This is a genomic window from Streptomyces sp. NPDC047515 (genome assembly GCF_040643055.1).
Taxonomy (GTDB): Bacteria; Actinomycetota; Actinomycetes; order Streptomycetales; family Streptomycetaceae; genus Streptomyces.
In genome coordinates this window covers 1-18808 of the sequence record NZ_JBEYTM010000066.1, presented here as the reverse complement: position 1 = coordinate 18808, position 18808 = coordinate 1, and the positions used below count along the sequence as shown (strand labels likewise).

The following is an 18808-nucleotide window of genomic DNA, read 5'->3' as shown; positions in this document are numbered from 1 at the left end:
GGCCGATCACCCTTTCCCGGCCGGTTCGCGGCCCGCGATCGACTGCTCCACCCACCGCCGCAGGGTAGGGGCAGGTGCGGCACCCGCCTGCCGGGCGATGGTCTGTCCTTTGTCGAGGACCAGCAGCGTCGGTACCGCCTGGACCTCGAACCGCCGTGCCAGGCGCGGGTTCTTGTCGATGTCGACCTTGACCAGCTTGATCGTTCCCGCGAGATCGGCGGCGACCTTCTCCAGCGCGGGGCTCACCATGCGGCAGGGGCCGCACCAGGTGGCCCACAGGTCGACGACGACGGGCACGGTGGCCTGCTCGACGACCTCGGTGAAGTCGTCGTCGCCCGCGTCGGCCATCCACGGCAGAGGCTGCTTGCAGTTGCCGCACCTGGGGCGGCCCTCGGCGGCCACGGGTACCCGGTTGGCGCGCCCGCAGTGCGGGCAGGTGACGTTGGTGGCTTGCACGGTACTCATGCCGCCCTCGCTCCCTTCACGTCCTCGGGCTGGTCGTAGGTGACCACCAGCTCTCCGTGTTCGGCGTCGACGCGCACCGTCGCGCCGTCCTGGACGTCGCCGCGCAGCAGGGCGCGTCCGACCAGTGTCTCGACCTCGTGGGAGATGTAGCGGCGCAGTGGCCGGGCCCCGTACACCGGGTCGTACCCCTGGTGGGCGATCACTTCCCGGGCTGAGTTGGTGAGTTCGACGGTGATGCGGCGTTCGGCGAGGCGGCGGCGCAGTTCGTCGAACTGCAGCTCCACGATCCGCTCGATGTGCCGCTCGCCGAGCGGTTTGAACAGCACGATGTCGTCGACGCGGTTGAGGAACTCCGGGCGGAAGTGCCCGCGCAGCTCGCCCATCACCAGGGCGCGGGCGTCCGGCTTGATCTCACCTTCGGCGGTGGCGCCGTCGAGGAGGTGCTCGGAGCCGATGTTGGACGTCATGATGATCACGGTGTTGCGGAAGTCGACGGTGCGGCCCTGAGCGTCGGTGATGCGGCCGTCATCGAGGATCTGCAGCAGGGTGTTGAAGACATCGGTGTGCGCCTTCTCGATCTCGTCGAACAGCACGACCGAGTACGGCTTGCGGCGTACGGCCTCGGTGAGTTGGCCGCCTTCCTCGTAGCCGACGTATCCGGGCGGTGCGCCCATGAGCCGGCTGACGGTGTGCCGCTCCTGGTACTCGCTCATGTCGAGGCGGACCATGTTCTCCTCAGAGTCGAACAGGGTCCGGGCGAGGGTCTTGGCCAGCTCGGTCTTCCCGACGCCGGTGGGGCCGAGGAAGATGAACGAGCCGATGGGGCGGCGAGGGTCGCGGATGCCGGAACGGGCGCGGATGATGGCGTCGGCGACGAGCTTGACGGCTTCGTCCTGGCCGATGACGCGCTCGCGCAGGATCTCGTCGAGGCGCAGCAGTTTCTCACGTTCGCCCTCCTGGAGGCGGGCGACGGGGATGCCGGTCCAGGCGGCGACGATCTCGGCGATCTCCTCCTCGGTGACGACCTCGCGCAGCAGCCGGTTCTGCCCTTGTTTGGCGGCCAGCTGCTCCTCTTCTGCGGCGAGTCGGCGCTCCAGGTCCTGGAGGCGGCCGTAGCGGAGTTCGGCGGCGCGGTTGAGGTCGTAGGCGCGTTCGGCCTCCTCTGCCTCGTGGCGAACCTGCTCCAGTTCCTGGCGCAGGTCCTGCACGCGGCGGATCGCCTGCCGTTCGGCTTCCCACTGGGCGTGTTTGGCGTCGGCCTCGCCGCGCAGGTCGGCCAGTTCCCTGCGCAGTTCCTCCAGGCGTGTTTTGCTGGCGGGGTCGGTCTCCTTGGACAGGGCCGCTTCCTCGATCTCCAGGCGGGTGACGCGGCGGGTGATCTCGTCGAGTTCGGCGGGCATCGAGTCGATCTCGGTACGCAACCGGGCGCACGCCTCGTCGACGAGGTCGATGGCCTTGTCGGGCAGGAATCGATCGGTGATGTAGCGGTGGCTGAGGGTGGCCGCGGAGACCAGCGCGGTGTCCTGGATCTTCACGCCGTGGAACACTTCCAGGCGTTCGCGTAGTCCGCGCAGGATGGAGATGGTGTCGTCCACGCTCGGCTCGTCGACCAGGACCTGCTGGAAGCGGCGTTCGAGGGCGGCGTCCTTCTCGATGTGCTTGCGGTACTCGTCGAGGGTGGTGGCGCCGATCATGTGGAGTTCGCCGCGGGCGAGCATCGGCTTGAGCATGTTGCCCGCGTCCATGGCCCCTTCGGCGGCGCCCGCGCCGACGACGGTGTGGAGTTCGTCGACGAAGAGCAGGATGCGCCCCTGGGCGGCCTTCACCTCGGACAGCACGGCCTTGAGGCGTTCCTCGAACTCGCCGCGGTACTTGGCGCCGGCGACCAGGGAGCCCATGTCGAGGGCGAACACCGTCTTGTCGCGCAGGCCCTCGGGGACGTCGCCGCGAACGATGCGCTGGGCCAGGCCCTCGACGATGGCGGTCTTTCCGACGCCGGGGTCGCCGATGAGGACGGGGTTGTTCTTGGTCTTGCGGCTGAGGATCTGGGTGACGCGGCGGATCTCCGCGTCACGGCCGATGACCGGGTCCAGCCGCCCGGACCGAGCCTCGAGGACCAGGTCGCGGCCGTACTTCTCCAGAGCCTCGTAGGCCACTTCGGGGTTGGCGGAGGTGACGCGCTGGTTGCCGCGGACCTGGGTGAGCGCGTTCAGGAACGAGTCCCTGTTGATGCCGGCCTGTTTGAGCAGTCGCCCGGCGGCGGTTGAAGAGCTCTCCTCAGCCAGGGCGAGCAGGAGGTGCTCCACGGACACGTACTCGTCCTTGAGGCGTTTGGCCTCCCGTTCGGCGGCGTCGAGCAGGCGGGTGAGGCGCTGGGTGACGAAGACCTGGCCGGGTGCCGCGCCGGGGCCGGTGACCTTCGGGCGGCGGGAGAGTTCCTCGCGCACGGCGGCGCGCAGTTCCTTCGGCTCGGTGCCGGCCTGTTGCAGCAACCGCGGGATCAGACCGCCCTCCTGATCGAGAAGTGCGAGCAGCAGGTGTTCCCCGTCGACCTCGGTGTGCCCCATGCCGACGGCCGCGGTCTGGGCCTCCTGGAGGGCTTCCTGGGACTTCTGGGTGAGACGGTTCATGTCCATGGGGGTGTTTCACTCCTCGTGCCGCGGCCGCGCAGGGCGGCTTCGAGCAGGCTGATGCGGTCGAGCAGGTCGAGCACCAGGCCGATGGATGCGTAGTTGAGGCAGAGTCCGGTGCGCAGCCGCTGGATGCGGGCAAGGACCGCCGGGGCCGTGGGGTCGAACACCAGGCGCCCCGCGGCGTCGCGTTCGGCGTCGACCAGGCCGAGGGCGACGAACCGGCGGATCAGATCGGGGTGGAGGCCCGAGCGACGGGCCACGGCGTCGAGGGAGAGCCTGGGGGCGGGCACGAGCGCGTACCGGACAGCCGTCGAGGCGGTGATGTCGGCGCCCGTTCGTACCGGACGGGCGCCCACGCCGGCCCGGCCGATGCCTGCCGCTCCCGCGGGTCGGTCGTTCATCGCGTCCTCCTGGGGTCGAACGAGGAAGTGGCGGCGAGCTCCTCGAACAGTTCGCGCTCCCGGTCACCGAGGGCGGGCGGCACCATGACACGGAGTTCGGCGTACAGGTCGCCATTCGCGCCGCGCGGGTTCGGCATGCCCTCGCCACGCAGCCGCAGCCGCCGGCCGCTGGAGGAGCCCGCGGGCACCGTGACCTTGGCCGTGCCACCGCCGGGGGTGGGCACCGGCACGGTCGCACCCAGGGCCGCCTCCCAAGGGGCGACCGGGACCTGGACGTGCACATCGCGGCCGTCCAGCCGGAACCGAGAGTGGGGCTGGATACGCACCCGCAGGTACAGGTCACCCGCGGGGGCGTCACCAGTACCCCGGCCGCCCTCACCCGCCAGCCGGATGCGCTGCCCGTCGGTGACGCCCGGCGGCACGTCGACCTCGTACCGCCGCGGCTGCCCGGTGGGACCGGCGAGCGTGACGGTGCGACGGCCGCCTCGGTACGCCTCCTCGACGGTGAGCGGCAGTTCGGCCTCCTGGTCCGCTCCGGGGACGCCGGCTCCGAACATGGAGCCGAGCAGATCCTCGATGTCGATGCCCTCCGCGCCGAAGCCGGTGGCGTACCGGACGCGGGGACCGCCACCGCCTGCGGTCCTCCGACCGCGGAAGCCGCCGCCCGCTCCCGCCGCGACCCGTTCGTCGAAGTCCTCCGGGATCTTACGGAAATCCTCGCCGAAGCGGTCGTAGCGGGCCCGGGTCTTGGGATCGGACAGGAAGCTGTATGCCTCGTTGAGGTCCTTGAAACGCTCCTCTGCCCCGGGGTCCTTGTTGACGTCGGGGTGGTACCTGCGGGCGAGTTTGCGATATGCCTGCTGGATCTCGTCCTGGCTCGCGGTCCGCGACACGCCCAGCACCTCGTAGAAGTCCCGTGCCATGACCGCTCACTCCCGCTTCGCGACAGTCACGGCGGCGGGCCTGAGCTGCCGCTCGCCGTCCCCGTAGCCGGGGCGCAGCACCTCGACGACCGTGCCCGGTGGGGCGTTGGGGTCCTGGACGACGCCGACCACCTCGTGCCGGGCCGGGTCGAAGGCGACGCCGGTCTCCGCATGCCGCGGGTAGCCGAGCAGTTCGAGGACGTTCACCGCCTGGTCGCGTACGGCCCGGATGCCCTCCACGATCGCGCCCGGATCGGCGTCGGCATGGGTCAGGGCGAGTTCGAGGTTGTCCAGGACGGGCAGGAAGGCGGCCGCCGTGCGGGACCGCTCGACCGCCCGTTCGCGCTCCAGTTCCCTGGCGTGACGCTTGCGAAGGTTGTCGAGGTCGGCGAGTGCGCGCCGCCAGCGGTCCTCCAGTTCCTGGATCGCGGTCGTGTACTCGTCCTCGGCAGGCGCGGGGCCGGCGGCGTCGGGTCCCGGTTCGCCGTCCGCCGCTTCCGGCCGGGTCGGCGGGCCCGGTTGCGGCAAATCCCCGCGCGGAGGGCGTCCGGCACCTTCCGGGACCGGTTCGACCGGATCCGACGCGGCCCGGTCGGGTTCCTGGGGGTGGCTGGGCATGGCGCGCCTCAGCCCTTGTCGAACTCGGCGTCGATGACATCGTCGCCACCGCCACTCGTGGGACCACCGGTGGCGGCATCCTGGCCGGGACCGCCATCCGCGGTGGCGGCGCCCTGATGGGCCGCCAGCCCGGCGAGCACTTGCTGGAGTTCGGAGGTCAGGGGGCGTACGCGCTCCACGCCTGCCTCTTCCTTGACCGCCGCCCGGGCGTCGGACACGAGCATCTCGGCGCGTGCCTTCTCGTGCGCGGGCGCTGCGTCGCCCAGTTCGGCGAGGCGCTTCTCGACCTGGTACGCGACGGCGTCGAGTTCGTTGCGGGCGTCGACGGCCTCGCGGAGTGCCTGGTCCTGGCCCCGGTTGCGCTCGGCTTCCTGGACCATGCGTTCGACCTCACTGCGGTCCAGGTTGGAGCTCTCGCTGATGGTGATGCCCTGTTCCTTGCCGGTGTCCCGGTCGCGGGCCCTGACGTTGAGGATGCCGTTGGCGTCGATGTCGAAGGTGACCTCGATCTGTGGTTCGCCCCGCGGCGCCGGCCGGATGTCGGTGAGCTGGAACCGGCCCAGCACGCGGTTGTCGGCGGCCCGCTCGCGCTCGCCCTGGAGGACGACGATGTCGACGGCGGGCTGGTTGTCCTCGGCGGTGGAGAAGGTCTCGCTGCGGCGCACTGGGATGGTGGTGTTCCGCTCGATGATCTTCGTCATCACTCCGCCGCGCGTCTCCACGCCCAACGACAAGGGTGTGACGTCGAGCAGCAGCACGTCCTTGACCTCACCCTTGAGCACCCCGGCCTGAATCGCGGCGCCCAGGGCCACGACCTCATCGGGGTTGACGCTCATGTTGGGTTCCTTGCCGCCGGTCAGCCGACGCACGAGGGCCTGGACAGCGGGGATGCGGGTGGAACCGCCGACGAGGATGACCTCGTCGATGTCGCTCTCGCCGACCTTGGCGTCGGCCATGGCCTGCTGAACCGGTCCCAGGCACCGCTCCACCAGGTCGCTGGTGATCTGCTCGAACGTGGACCGCATGATCGAGTCGGTGAGGTGCTTGGGGCCCGAGGCGTCGGCGGTGATGAACGGCAGGCTGACCTGCGTCTGCGTCACCGAACTGAGCTCGGTCTTGGCCTTCTCCGCCGCCTCGAACAGTCGCTGCAGCGCCTGCGGGTCCTTGCGCAGGTCGATGCCGTTCTCCTTCTGGAAGTCGTCCGCGAGGTAATCCACCAGACGCCGGTCGAAGTCGTCGCCGCCCAGGTGGCTGTCGCCGGCGGTGGAGCGCACCTCCACCACGCCGTCGCCGACGTCGAGGATGCTCACGTCGAAGGTGCCGCCGCCCAGGTCGAAGACGAGGACGGTCTCGTGTTGCTTCTTGTCCATGCCGTACGTGAGGGCGGCCGCCGTCGGCTCGTTGATGATCCGCAGCACCTCCAGTCCCGCGATCCGTCCGGCGTCCTTGGTGGCGGTGCGCTGAGCGTCATTGAAGTAGGCGGGCACCGTGATGACCGCCTCCGTGACCCGCTCCCCGAGCTGCTTGGAGGCGTCGTCGGTGAGTTTGCGCAGCACCTGTGCGCTGATCTCCTCAGGCGCGTACAGCTTGTCGCGCACCTTGAAGCGGGCCGCCCCGCCGTCGCCCTCGACGACGTCGTACGCCACCGCCCTGGCCTCGTCGGAGATCTCGTCGAAGTGCCGGCCGATGAACCGCTTGGCCGAGTAGATGGTGCCCTTGGGGTTGAGGATCGCCTGGCGCCGGGCCAGCTGGCCCACCAATCGCTCGCCGGTGTCGGTGAAGGCCACCACGGACGGTGTCGTGCGGTTGCCCTCGCTATTGGGCACGACGGTCGGCTCGCCGCCCTCCCACACGGCGATCACCGAGTTGGTGGTGCCCAGGTCGATGCCCACTGCCTTGGCCATGAGGAACTCCTCCCGGTACGGCGGCCTGCGCCGACTCTCCAGATCACGTTCGTTCAGGTACGGGTGGAACCTCTGCCGGTGGTCTGCAGCCCGCCGATCAGCCGTACAGCCTCGTCGGAGACCTCCTCGTCCACGACGACCTCGTACCGGCTCGGCTGCATCGAGCGGATCGAGGCGAAATCCCGGCGACCGCCCTGCAGGGCGTGCAGCAGCATGCCGGACAGCGCGCCGACGATCGCTCCGAAGATCAGCCCGTACAGGGCGAGGAGCAGGGCGGAGACGACGGGGTCGAGCCAGTTCACAAGGCCGAAGAGCCAGCCGATCAGGACACCGGGGAGCGCACCGCTCGCCGCTCCGTGAAGGGCGGCCCTGCCGTAGTCCATCCGGCCGATCACCTGCTCGACCAGGCGCAGGTACTGGCCGATGATCGCCACCCTCTCCACGGGAAACCCGTGGTCAGAGAGGTGGTCAACGGCGCGTTCGGCTTCCCGGTACGTCTTGTACGAGGCAACCGGCCTGCGATGCTGCTCGGTCATCGCCCAGCCCTTCCTGCCGGCGCGCACGGACGGTTTCGAACACTCCCCAGGGTGGCGGGCCGAGTGGCTCCACGCCTGCGCCTGGCGAGTCAGAAATGCACGGGTCCGGTCGCCCCACGAGTACGAAAGGAAGAATCCGAACATCTCGGATGAGCCGGCCCGAGAGCGGGTACCACCGCTCGCCTGTAGGCTCGGGGAGAACGGAGTGATCCCATGGCCGGCAGCCGGGCGCACAACCAGTACCGCCGCTGCTCCGACCGGCAGGGCAGCCTTCCGCGGGGCAGCGCCGGGCGGCACACCACGGCCGCGCGGAGAGGGCCCCGCCCACCCGCTCCAACCCCGGCCGACCACGCCCTCCGCGAACTGATGGTGCTCTCCCGCGCCCTGTTCGACACCCCGGACGAAGGCGAGATCCTGCGCCTGGCCATGGACCACATAGCCGCCGCAGGGCCATACAGCGCCGAGGCCGGATACCTCAAGGTGGACGGCGATCTGGTCCCCAGCCCGAGGAACGGGCAGATCCATGCCTTGGCCATGGACCGGAGGGTGCGGGAGCTGGCCGGGCAGGACGGCCCTATGACCGTACCCGGCAGGCCCTGGGGCCGGGCCCTGGGGCTACGCGGACTTGAGAGACTCCACGGATACCTCGTGGTGACGTCCCGCTCCCGGCCCACCGAGGCCGAGCGATCCCTGCTCGCCACGCTCGTCCGGCACACCGCTGCTGCACTGTCAGTCGCCTTCGCACACCGCCGCCAACGCGAGGACGCGCTGGAACTGCACCGGCTGAGGGAGGAACGCACAGCCCTCCAGGGGCAGCTGATCTCCGTCGTGGCTGAGCTGGGGTACCAGCGGGACGTTCACGCGCTCATGGCCGACGTCGCTGCCTCGGGCGGCGGCGAGGAAGCCATCACCCGCGCACTGCACGGGCTCACTGGGCTCCCCGCGCTGGTCGAGGACCGCTTCGGTCGGCTGAGGTCCTGGACCGGCCCCAGCCGCCCCGACCCCTATCCGGAACCGGACCCCGTGCGCCAGGACGAAATGCTGCACGCCGTCGCCCGGGAGGTCGGGCCGGTGCGGATAAAGGACCGGCTGATCACCCTGGTCCGCCCGCACGGCGAGATCCTGGGCGTGCTGGCCCTGGTCGATGCCCGGGACGAGGCCGACGAGCACACCGTGCTCGCGCTGGAACACGCCGCCACGTCACTCGCTCCGGAGCTGGCGCACCTGCGCAATCTGGCCGAAGTGGAGCTGAGGCTGCACCGCGAGCTGGTCGACGACCTCCTGGCAGGGACGGACGAGGCGAGCGCCTACGCCCGGTCCGAGGCAGTCGGACACGACCTGCACCGCAGCCACTACGTCGTCGTGGTGCAGTGGTCGAACCGGACTGCGGACGATTCCTTCGCGCAGACCGTGGGCCGGGCGACCTCTGCCGTGGGCATGCGCTCGCTGCTGACCCGACGTTCCGACCACGTGGTCCTTATCGCCGACGACAGGCCGCACGCCCGCGCGCTGTACGAGGCGCTCGCCCGGGAGACCGGGACACGGTCCGGGACGATCGGAGTGAGCGCCCCTTGCGACTCCCTGGACGACATCCCCCACCGCTACCAGGAGGCGCAGCGCGCCCTGGAAGTGCGCCGCCACTCCCGCGAGCGCTACGGCACGACGTTCTTCGACGAGCTTGGCCTCTACCGCATCCTGGGACCCGGCAACGATTACCGGGAACTGGAGACGTTCGTCCACGAGTGGCTCGGGCAGCTCATCGACTACGACTCCCGGCACCACACGGCAATGGTGGAGACCCTGTCCCGGTACTTCGACTGCGGCGGCAACTACGACGAGACCGCCGAATCCCTCGCGATCCACCGCAGCACGCTGCGCTATCGGCTCCAGCGCATCCGCGACATCAGCGGCAACGACCTCGCGAACGTCGAGGACCGGCTGAACCTCCAGGTGGCGACCCGAGTGTGGAAGATCGTGCTGGGCGGACCCGGCTGATGCTCTGCCAGAACTGTTGCGCAAGCGATACCGGGCGGCAGTTGGTCGGGCTGCCCTGCGACAGCGCTGCAGTGGGTGGGCCCTTGCTGGTGGTCTCGGCGGGCCGGCCCGGTCCGCAGACGGAACCAGCGACTGCGGGCGCGGTGGCGGCCGGCGGAGGGGCCGCGGGCCGGGGCGGGCGCCGGCGGAAGCGCTGAGCGATCTCTTCAAGGTGGGCCCGGGCCGCGTAGTCCATCGCCTGGTCCGCCGCGGCATGGAGAAGCGGCACTCGTCCTGGAGACGGACAAGCCAGACAGCATCCTCGACGAAGTACTGCGCATGCTCCGCCAAGTCCGCGCCGAGCGTGTGGCGGGCGGCGCCCCCACCAAGGCGCCCTGAAGCAGGCTGCAAACTCGCCCATCTAACGCAATGTGTGAGGTGCTACCGCTGCGGCACCTCGCGGTCCGTGGGAGAAGCTGTGTCCTGTGATCCCTCCGAGTTCGATCGCGTACGACGTCATCATCGTGCCCTGCTGCTCGACCGGCCACAGTCACCCATCGACACCGAATCCACCCGCTTCCTGGACCCGGCCGGAGCCTCATCGAACAGGCGTTCCTGTGCAACGCGATCGTCTTCGACCTGGGCACGATCCTGAACGGCTTCTTCGACATCGGCTCCGGCTCGATCCCCTACTTCCTTGCCCTCTTCACTTCCTTGCCCTCTTCGCGATCGCCGACTTCCTCGGACAACTTCTTCTCGGCCGACTGTTCGACGCCGTTGGCAGAAAGCCGATGATCGCGGGCACCTACTTCGGCTCGGCAGTCGTGGCAGCCGTCCTCGCCGTCCTGCTGATCAACGGCTCCCTGACGACATGGTGGTTCTTCCTGCTGGTCTCGCTGATCTTCGTCGTGGCGTCCGCGGGAGCGAGCTGGACAGGGCTCAGGTCTCCATGGGAAGACCCTAGAACATGGGCATGATGGCCGTCCTCGACATCGTCCCGCCCCGCAGCCGGGGCCAGGAGTCACGCACCAAGTAATCGTGACTCGCGAAGCGTTCTACGACGACTGATCCGTCGGCTGGTCCGTGTGCCGGCGGGCGCGGCTACGGCGGTCGTACGCCGCCTGGGCCACCGCCCGCAGTCGCATGTAGAAGGGGTTGCCCTGGCTGATCTGCCACATGTGCAGATAGATCAGCATCTGGTTGAGCACGGTGTCGTACTCGACCAGCGTGCCGGACGCGTCTCCGGCTGCCCTGCCCCAGCCGACCAGGCGATCCTTCTGAGCGGCGGTGATCTTGCCCGCCTTCTCGAAGGAGTCCGCGTATCGCTCCAGCTTGTGCGGTTGTGCGCCGTAGACCAGCTTTTCCTCCAGCATCCCTCGCTGGAATTCGTCGAACTCGGGGTTTCCGGCAAGCTCCAACTTCAAATCGCTGAGCGCCTGCTTGCGCTCGGCCGCCAGCGCCGCGACCTCCTCATCGGTCGCCCCGGACTGCACCAGCTCCATCACCGGGCTGCTGCCGAACGCCTGGTGGGCCGCGACATGGGTCAGCTCGTGGGCGATGTGCCCCAGCAGGAAGGAGGTGCCACCCCTGGCCTGCGTGTCGACGTTGAATGTGAACGCCGGGCCGCCGCCGTCGGTGGCCGGGTTGAGCTTCATACCGGGCATGCCGCCCTGCGGGTACTGCATCACGGTCACCAGGGGCACCACGGCCATCAGTTCCCCGATGACGGCGCGCGTCTCCTCAGGTAGTGCCTGGTCCTCGCGGAGCGCCCCCAACTTCTGGACGAAGTCGCCCATCATCGCGTGGAACTGCTCCGCGGGGACGGCCTGGGCCGTCTTCTGGGCCTCACCGGCCGGCATGCGGATGTCGAGGTCCGGGTTCTTCCCCTCGCTCATCATGCGGTCGAGTTCGGTCAGCAGGTCCCGGAAGACCGCCTCGGGGTCCAGCTGTGCTTGCACCGCCTCGGCCTGCTCGCCGAGTTGCCGGGTGCCCCCGACGCGCGACCCTCCCTCGGCCTTGTGGTCGGCGTAGTCGGCACACGCCTTGACGATGTCCTTGAGCGCGAGCAACCGGACGCCCGGCCTGGTGTCCGGCAAGGCGTAGAACGCCTTGAGCGCGTTGTCCACCTTGGTGATCCCGGAGCGGCCGCGTGGTCCGAAGGTCGCCGTGCTCTGCTTGAAATCGTCCTCGGTCATCATCCGCGACACCGTGATCAACTGCGACACGGCCGCGTTGCCCATGGTGCTTTGCCGTTCTGCGAGGGGGCGAGGGTCGCGGCTGTTCCGTACGGGGGACACGGGCGGTGTGCTGCGCGTCTGCCCGGCGCTCTCGCGGGAGGGTGCGCTCGCGCTCCCCAACGGAGCGGCCATGGCCCGCCTCGCGTTGGCCTCCGCCTCGCGTTCGAAACGGTCCGAAGGATCCGAGACCTTGAGGCCGTTGCCATGGTCCGTGCCGGCGACGGGTCCCTTGCGCTGCTGGATGACATGGGTCAGTTCATGGGCCAGGGTGTGCAGGTCAGCCCCGCCCGCACCGATCACGACGTGGTTGCCCGAGGTGTAGGCACGGGCACCCACCTCCGCGGCGGAGGCGCTTGCCGCACTGTCGTCGTGCACGCGGACGCCGGAGAAGTCGGAGCCGAGGCGTGCCTCCATCTCGGTACGGACAGGTTCGTCCAGCGGCCGACCTGGCGAGCGGAGCACCGCATGCGCCGTGGAGCGCTGTACGGGTTGCGGGTTCTCCTGCCCGACTGCGCCGTACTCGGCCTCTTCTTCGACCATGCGCGCCACGGCGGCGTTGCCGATGGTGCGCTGCAGGTCCATCGCCCGCGCGGGCGTCAGACGGCGGGGGCCGGGCCGGAACACCGACTCCGCACGTTTGGCCGCTCGCGCCGATGGTCCCGGGCGGACCGCCTTTGCCGACCGCTCGTGTGCATACACAGCTGCTGGCTCCTTCCGCCGCGACCAGGGCCGACGGCGGTCGGATCGCACGCCGCTCACCCTGTGGGCTCGACCCTATCGGCGCACTCGACAGGAAGATTGGCCTTGCAGGGCAGGGGCCTTCTCCCTGAGGGCAGCGTCTCCCGCCCTCCGGGTACGCACACCGTCACCGTCGCCCCGGACTACACCCCGGCCGGGAGGGGCACGGCCGGTGTTTCCGAAGGCGTCACCCTTTGCCCCGTTCCTGTGCACGGTCCAGCCAAGGACCGAACTCGCTTTCCAGGACCAGCCGGCCGAGTTTGCGGTACTCCTGGAGCACGGCCGAGACGATCTGCTCCATACCCAGCGATCTCCCGGATTCCGCCGCAAGATATCCGGCGGTCACCGCGCAGGCGCGGATCGATCCTCCTGCCAGCTCGAAGCGTCCCGCGCAGAACTCCAGGTCGAGTTCCGCGTCGCGTGGGATCGCCGTCCCGAGGCAGCGGTCCCACAGGGCCAGTCGCTGCTGGGCGTCCGGCATGGGGAACTCCGCGATCACGTCGAGGCGGCGGGTGAAGGCCTCATCGAGATTGGCCCGCAGATTGGTGGTGAGCACCGCGATCCCGTCGAAGGACTCCATCCGCTGCAGCAGGTAGGCCGACTCCACGTTGGCGTGGCGGTCGTGCGCATCCTTGACCTGTGAGCGCTTCCCGAAGATCGCGTCCGCCTCGTCGAACAGCAGGATGCCGTTGACGTCGGACGCCTCGACGAAGATCCTTTCGAGATTCTTCTCGGTCTCGCCGATGTACTTGTCCACCACGGTGGACAGATCCACGACGTAGAGCTCCATGCCGAGCTCCGACGCCACCACTTCGGCGGACATGGTCTTGCCGGTGCCGGACTCACCGGCGAACAGCGCGATGACCCCTCGTCCCCGGCCGCCTCCCGGCCGCATACGCCACTGACCGAGCACCTGCTCACGGTGGCGTGCGCGCAGGGCGAGTTCGGACAGCTGGCGAAGGGTTGCGGAAGGCAGCACGAGGTCGTCCCAGCCAACCGCGGGCTCGATGCGGCGGGCGAGCCGTTCGAGCCCCGCGCCGTTCTGTGCCCGAACCGCCGTGCGCAGGTCCTGCGCGTCCACCGGACGCTCCTCCAAGACCGCCAGCCGGGAGGCGACGACGGCGGCCTTGCGCACCTGCTCGGAGTCGAGCCGGTAGGAGGCGGTGGCTTCGATGAGTCCCTCGTCGGCCGACGCGTTCTCGGCGGGCAGCCCGACAGACGTACCGGCCTCGGCGAGCGCCCGACGCCACTGTCGCGCCGCGCCCGTGGGGGCGGGGGGCAGGACGCTGACCGGAACCGGGCTCTCCCTGGTCCACAGGGGATCCCAGTTCTTCCTTCCGAACGCGACCAGGGGAGCACCGCTGACCGCCGCACAGAGGCCACCGAGCAGCTGGGCTCCCTCGGGCCGCTCGGGGGCGATCGATTCGAGCGGTCCGAGGACGACGCCGCCGCGGCTCAGCCGGGCCTCAACCGCCAGGGTCCGTATAATCTTCGCCGGTTCGGGAGCGGCAGCGAGTGCCGCGATGTCGACCACCAGCGGACGACGCCCCGCGACGAGAAGCGCCTCGACTGCCAGTTTGCCGGGATCGCCTCCCCGGTCGAGCAGATGCACCAGGCCGCTGCCCGTGCCCAACGCCGCTGCGACCCGCAGGGCCTCCGGTCCCGTGTCCGGCTCCTGTTCGGGCCCGACCACACGGACGAGGCCACGCAGTCTCCCATCGGGCTCGTCGTCGCCGAGCAGGTACGCGGTGATCCGGTCCGGCACCCGCAACACCCGTGAGAGCAGCGGGCGGTCGGCTTCCAGGACCTCCAGCAGCCCGCCTGCGATCAGCGGCGCGGACGGCGAGAACCGGAAACGGCCGGAGCTCGCGGCGGGCAGCCCGCAGAGTTCCAGTGCCAGGCCGATGGTCGGCCTGCCCCGGGTGAGGTCATCATTGAGGTAGCCGTAGAGCCGCTCGAACCGGATGTCGATGTCCGGGGCCATCGCGACCAGCAGGAGGTCGACGTCCAGCGGTGCCAGGCCGAAGTTCTCGGCGAGGTGCCGGATCCGGCTCCCGGGCGGGGAGTGCGGCGAAGGCTCGGAGCCGTACGCCGGTACGGGCGCGAACGCGTCGCGGGACTCCATGATCCGCTCGACCGCCTCGGGGGTGAGGTACTGCCCCCGGTACGGATCGTCCGGTTCCGGGTCGATGGCGCGCCGATCCGCCACGGCCTGCCTGACCCGCCGCTCGACATGTCCCAACCGCTGCCAGAGGTCCTCGATGGCTGCCGTCGGGGTGCCGGGCGGTTCGAGGACGGTACGGGTGCCCTGTGTCATGGTCATCGAGCCGCGCCCCCACGCCTGCGCCGGCCGGGCGGCAACTGCCGTTCACGTTCTGCGGCGAAACCCTGCCCACCAGGGTCCGACGACCCGTCGTAGCGCAGTCGGCGCCCCGGACCCGCCCCGTCGCCATCCCGTGCGGCGGCGGCCTTCACCACCAGCCCTTCGGTGACCGGCGGGCCGGCGGAAGTCCGTTCGCCGGCCAGCGGTGCCCACACACGCAGGTCGATCGCGGCCTTGAGCTCACCGCCGAGCGCGGACCACACGTCCGAGGCGGACGGCCCGTCGGTGCCCGGACCCGCCGCCTCGATCTCCACGGTCAGCCCGAGTTCGGCGAGGCTGCCCGTGTGCATACGGGCGGGCAGGACGTTCGACCGTACGAGGCAGCGCAACACCTCGGAGAGCAGGCGGTGTTCGTCCTGCGGGCGGTTGGTCCAGGCGGTCACCAGATAGGTCAGCTCGAACCAGCGCGGCGGGGTCCGCCAACCGATGACCATTCCTTGCTCGTCGTGCTCCTCGGCCGCGCCGGTACGGCGGCGGGCCGCATCCTCACGGATGCCGTGGAGGAACACACTGATCGTGGGGGCGTTGCGCCGGGCGGACCAGTCCTTCGTCGGTGCATCGAAGACCAGGTCGACGCCGCTCTCCTGGAGGCCGGCATCGACCAGCAGCAGCCGCAGCCCCTCGTCCACTTCGTGGATCACCGGCGCTCCACCTCGTCCGGCGGGACGATGGTGCCGCTGACCACCAGGAAGGGCGTGGTGACCGGACTGAACCCCGGTCCCTCGGCGGTGATCGTGCGCGGCCCCGTCTGGTCCTTCGCCAGGATCAGCAGCTGCGCGATGAACGTACGGTCCCCGCGCGGGACGGTGGGCGGTGCGGTTGCCGTGATCCCGGGCTTCCAGGTGAGCGTCACCGGTGCTCCGGGCGGGAAGTCCTTGCCCCGCACGGAGGTGACGAACCCGGGTTTGCCGACGGCGGGCACCGCGACGATACGGGGCTGAAGGATGCGCAGCGGGATCCTGGAGACGTTGTCACCGGTGTCGGCGTCGGTACCGGTCGTGGTCAGCGTTCCAGTGATGGTCGTCCTCAGCGCCCGGTCCGGCGTCAGCACGACGCGGGCAACCGTGGAGGCTCCCGGTGCCAGGTCGGGCAGCGTGCAGACTCCGGCGGCGCAGCCCGCCGGAAGCGGACCGGCCGGGATCCGCAAGGGCAGTCCGAGCCTCAGCCGCAGACCGGTGGCGAGCGCGTTCTTGCCGTTGCGCACGGTGTACGTCACCACCACCCGGCCGCCGACGAAGCCGGGGCTGGGCTGCGCGCGCACCGTGACACCGGGCCCCGCCTTCGGTTCGGGCGGCTGGGGCGCCGGAGGCCGGGGCGGCGAGGTCGTAGGAGACGGGGTCGTAGGAGACGGGGTCGGCGTGGGTGTCGGAGGCACGTCCTGGACCGGGACGGTCGTTTCGGTGGCGTTGTCCGTGGGGTTCGGGTCGACCACGGCTCCGGTGACCGACCAGCCGATCCGCTGGTCTCCCGTCGTCACACCGGTGAGCCGAGCGGTGACCTCCACACTGGTCCCGGGCCGAAGCACGCCCAGGTCGCACTGAGGCGACCCGGCGGCGCAGGGCCCGGCCGGGGTGGTGAGCTCCTCCAGGCGCACACCGGGCGGTGCGTCGACGGTGAGTATGGTGCCGGGCGAGGGTGCGGGACCCCTGTTGGTGACGGTGGCCGTCACCGATACGGAGGAACCGATGTCCACCGCGGGTGCGGTGGGCGGTGCGGTCAGCGACAGATCGACCGACTGCTGGACGCTGGGCTCCTTCTGCCGCCCGGTGAGTCTGCCGCCGAACGGCGTCAGCGTGCCGGAGGAGAGGTCGAGCACGGACAGCTGCTCAGGGGAGTTCGGCGCGAGCGCTCTGCGTGAACTCAGCACCAGCCGTCCCGCGTCCGGCGACCAGGCCACGTCGCGGGGCTGGAAGGGCCCGGTCAGCGAGGTATCGGGAATGTCCTGGCGGCACGCGTCGGGATTGTCCCGCTGGACGGACGGAAGCACGACGCGGCAGTCGCCACCGGTCAGCGAGGTCACGAGGATTCCGGCGCGCTCGTTGACCCGGCCACCACCGTCCTTGCGGTTGAAGGCGAGCGTGCCGCCGTCGGGGGAGAACGCGGGGCTGTCGTCGATCACCTTGCATTCACCGGGGCACCCGGTGACGCTGAGGTCCCGCTGCTGGTCGAGCGCGTCCACCGGCACGGTCCAGACGTGCTTGATGCCGCCGAGGCCCCGGATCACATGGTTGCGGGTGAACGCGAGGGTGGTGCCGTCCGACGACCAGGTCGGCTGCGCGTCACCTCCTGCCAACTGCCCTTCCGGCGGAACAATTCTGCCCACGATCGCTCCCGTGGCGACGTCCGCGATGAGAATGCTGCTCGGCCCGGCGGCCTCGCCGACCCCGCCGGGCGAGGTCCTGGTGAACGCCAGCTTGGAGCCGTCCGGCGAGAAGGTGGGGTCGGTGTCCCAGTCGAGGGTGCCGCGTCCGGCGAGCGGCATCGGCGCCGCGTTCGAGCCGTCGGCGTCGGCCATCCAGATGCGTTCGATGCGCCCGGCGTCCGAATCCTCGAAGCGGGTCACCACGATGCGCCTGCCGTCCGGCGTGTAGTTCTGCCGCTCGGTCCACGGGTCGTAGCCCTCCGACGGGTTGAACAGCGGATCGACGGCGGGGTCGGTGTTCGTACCGGCCGCCGGGTCCTCGCGCAGCAGGGTGAGCCCGAGGTCACGCGGGTCCGAACCGTCCTGTCGGACGTCCTGGAGTGTCACGTCGTTCGCCGCCGAGGCGCTCCTCCGTGCGACGACGACGTTCCCGGAGTCCACGGGGCCGAGCCAGGTGGGGGACTCGACCGCCCGGTCCTCGCCGAGCACCGTACGCGGTTCGGTGCCCGTGAAGGTGGTCGCCCGGTAGACGTGGTCGAACTCCTTGCACCCACAGGTCGTATCGGGGCTGAGGAAAACCAGGTCGTTCCCGTCGGGCAGCCAGGCGGCCGAGCGGGTCCGCCAGTCGGTCTGGACACCGGCCAGCAGGGGACGGTCGGTTCCGATGCCCTCGGTCACCCGGAGCCGGGGTCCGGTCTCGTCGTCCGTCGTAAGCGTGTACGCGACGAGAGCGCGGTGGGAGTCGTCGTCCACCGGGTTCCACACCGGCTCGGTCGCGTCGCCGGCCGGGGCGTCGCTGATCCGGGCCACGCGGCCACCGGACACGGCCCGTTCGTATATCTGCCGGCCCCGAACGGGATCGCCGTCACCGGAGTACGCGATCCGGGAGCCGTCCGGGGAGAACGTCGGGGAGTTCTCGTCGGCGGCGGTGTCCGTCAGCCGTCGCAGGCCGGAGCCGTCGACGCCGACCGTCCACAGGTCGCGCTGGACCGAGCCGCCCGGCCCCGGCTCCGCGGAGTCGAACACCACGGTCCGTCCGTCCGGGGAGAGTTCGGGGTGTGCGGCGTCCCGGTCGGTGGTGAGCCTGCGCACCGCTCCGTCCGCGTCGCGCACGTACACCTGCGGTCGCGCGGCGTCGCGCAGGCTGGTGAAGACCAGCACGTCGCGGCGTGCGGAGGGATCCTGGTCGTAGTGGGCCGGTCCGGGGCCGAACAGCGGGGCACTGGTCTGCGGGTCGGACACCCTGCCGAGGCTGCGGTGTTCGGTACCGGCGAAGGCGATGCGGCCGGCATCCGCCGGGACGTCGTCCGCCGCGGCTGAGAACCTCGGCGGATCCTGCGGGCCGGCGGCGGAGCCCGCCACCAGCAGCGGCGCCAACAGCACCACGACGCCCGTCAGCCGACGCAGCCGGGCATTCCTCGCCGGGCCAGCAGTGCCGGTCACGGCCCACCTCACAGTCTGGTTGGTGACTCTCCCTCACAAGCATCGCCTGCGCGCGGGGCCAAAGACAGGCCCGGAGTACCCGGAGCAGGGGAAGGGGGCGCTGCCCTTTGCGGCGGCCTCTTCCCTGGCCTCTCTTCCCGGACACCTGTCGCGGGCTCCCGCGCGGCGGCGTGCGCACGCCGCCGCGCGGG

General features: G+C 70.4%; 13 protein-coding genes. 2 read left to right on the top strand and 11 right to left on the bottom strand.

Going from position 1 to position 18808, the window contains the following annotated elements:
• Window positions 1–6 precede the first annotated feature (6 nt).
• The 7 genes from trxA to ABZ826_RS33720 are packed head-to-tail and all read right to left on the bottom strand — an operon-like array spanning window position 7 to window position 7480.
• On the bottom strand, window positions 7–465 hold the full coding sequence (gene trxA / locus ABZ826_RS33750; RefSeq protein WP_361457108.1) for a thioredoxin: 459 nt from the start codon (window positions 463–465) through the stop codon (window positions 7–9).
• Window positions 462–3101 (bottom strand): ATP-dependent chaperone ClpB, encoded by a 2640-nt coding sequence (gene clpB / locus ABZ826_RS33745; RefSeq protein WP_361457105.1) that lies wholly within the window; start codon window positions 3099–3101, stop codon window positions 462–464. The genes trxA and clpB overlap by 4 nt, the downstream gene beginning before the upstream one ends.
• A complete protein-coding gene (locus ABZ826_RS33740; protein ID WP_361457102.1) occupies window positions 3092–3499 on the bottom strand; it encodes a chaperone modulator CbpM in 408 nt (135 codons plus the stop codon). Before ABZ826_RS33740 ends, clpB begins: the two co-directional genes overlap by 10 nt.
• Window positions 3496–4422, bottom strand: coding sequence for a J domain-containing protein (locus ABZ826_RS33735; protein ID WP_361457099.1), 927 nt, complete (start codon window positions 4420–4422; stop codon window positions 3496–3498). The genes ABZ826_RS33740 and ABZ826_RS33735 overlap by 4 nt, the downstream gene beginning before the upstream one ends.
• Before the next feature lie 6 nt (window positions 4423–4428).
• A complete protein-coding gene (grpE, locus tag ABZ826_RS33730) occupies window positions 4429–5040 on the bottom strand; it encodes a nucleotide exchange factor GrpE (RefSeq protein WP_361457096.1) in 612 nt (203 codons plus the stop codon).
• A gap of 8 nt (window positions 5041–5048) precedes the next feature.
• Window positions 5049–6944 (bottom strand): molecular chaperone DnaK, encoded by a 1896-nt coding sequence (dnaK, locus tag ABZ826_RS33725; protein WP_361457093.1) that lies wholly within the window; start codon window positions 6942–6944, stop codon window positions 5049–5051.
• A gap of 53 nt (window positions 6945–6997) precedes the next feature.
• Window positions 6998–7480 (bottom strand): general stress protein, encoded by a 483-nt coding sequence (locus ABZ826_RS33720; RefSeq protein WP_361457090.1) that lies wholly within the window; start codon window positions 7478–7480, stop codon window positions 6998–7000.
• 213 nt (window positions 7481–7693) lie between these two features.
• Here ABZ826_RS33720 and ABZ826_RS33715 point away from each other — a divergent pair, with 213 nt between their 5' ends.
• The gene (locus ABZ826_RS33715; RefSeq protein WP_361457087.1) at window positions 7694–9475 is read left to right on the top strand and encodes a helix-turn-helix domain-containing protein; all 1782 of its coding nucleotides are present in this window, start codon (window positions 7694–7696) and stop codon (window positions 9473–9475) included.
• A 770-nt stretch (window positions 9476–10245) separates the two neighbouring features.
• Window positions 10246–10431, top strand: coding sequence for a hypothetical protein (locus ABZ826_RS33710; RefSeq protein ID WP_361457084.1), 186 nt, complete (start codon window positions 10246–10248; stop codon window positions 10429–10431).
• Between the two features lie 78 nt (window positions 10432–10509).
• On the opposite strand, the gene ABZ826_RS33705 is transcribed toward ABZ826_RS33710, so the two are convergent.
• The 4 genes from ABZ826_RS33705 to ABZ826_RS33690 all read right to left on the bottom strand — a co-directional run bounded on the left by ABZ826_RS33705 (window position 10510) and on the right by ABZ826_RS33690 (window position 18617).
• Complete coding sequence (locus ABZ826_RS33705) at window positions 10510–12231, bottom strand: DUF4157 domain-containing protein (protein WP_361457147.1); 1722 nt, start codon at window positions 12229–12231, stop codon at window positions 10510–10512.
• A 385-nt stretch (window positions 12232–12616) separates the two neighbouring features.
• A complete protein-coding gene (locus ABZ826_RS33700) occupies window positions 12617–14746 on the bottom strand; it encodes an ATP-binding protein (RefSeq protein ID WP_361457144.1) in 2130 nt (709 codons plus the stop codon).
• 2 nt (window positions 14747–14748) lie between these two features.
• Window positions 14749–15453 carry a DUF4255 domain-containing protein gene (locus tag ABZ826_RS33695; protein WP_361457081.1) on the bottom strand — a complete coding sequence of 235 codons (705 nt, stop codon included), beginning with the start codon at window positions 15451–15453 and terminating at the stop codon, window positions 14749–14751.
• Window positions 15450–18617: a hypothetical protein gene (locus ABZ826_RS33690; RefSeq protein ID WP_361457078.1), complete on the bottom strand. Its 3168-nt coding sequence runs from the start codon at window positions 18615–18617 to the stop codon at window positions 15450–15452. The genes ABZ826_RS33695 and ABZ826_RS33690 overlap by 4 nt, the downstream gene beginning before the upstream one ends.
• Window positions 18618–18808: the final 191 nt, after the last annotated feature.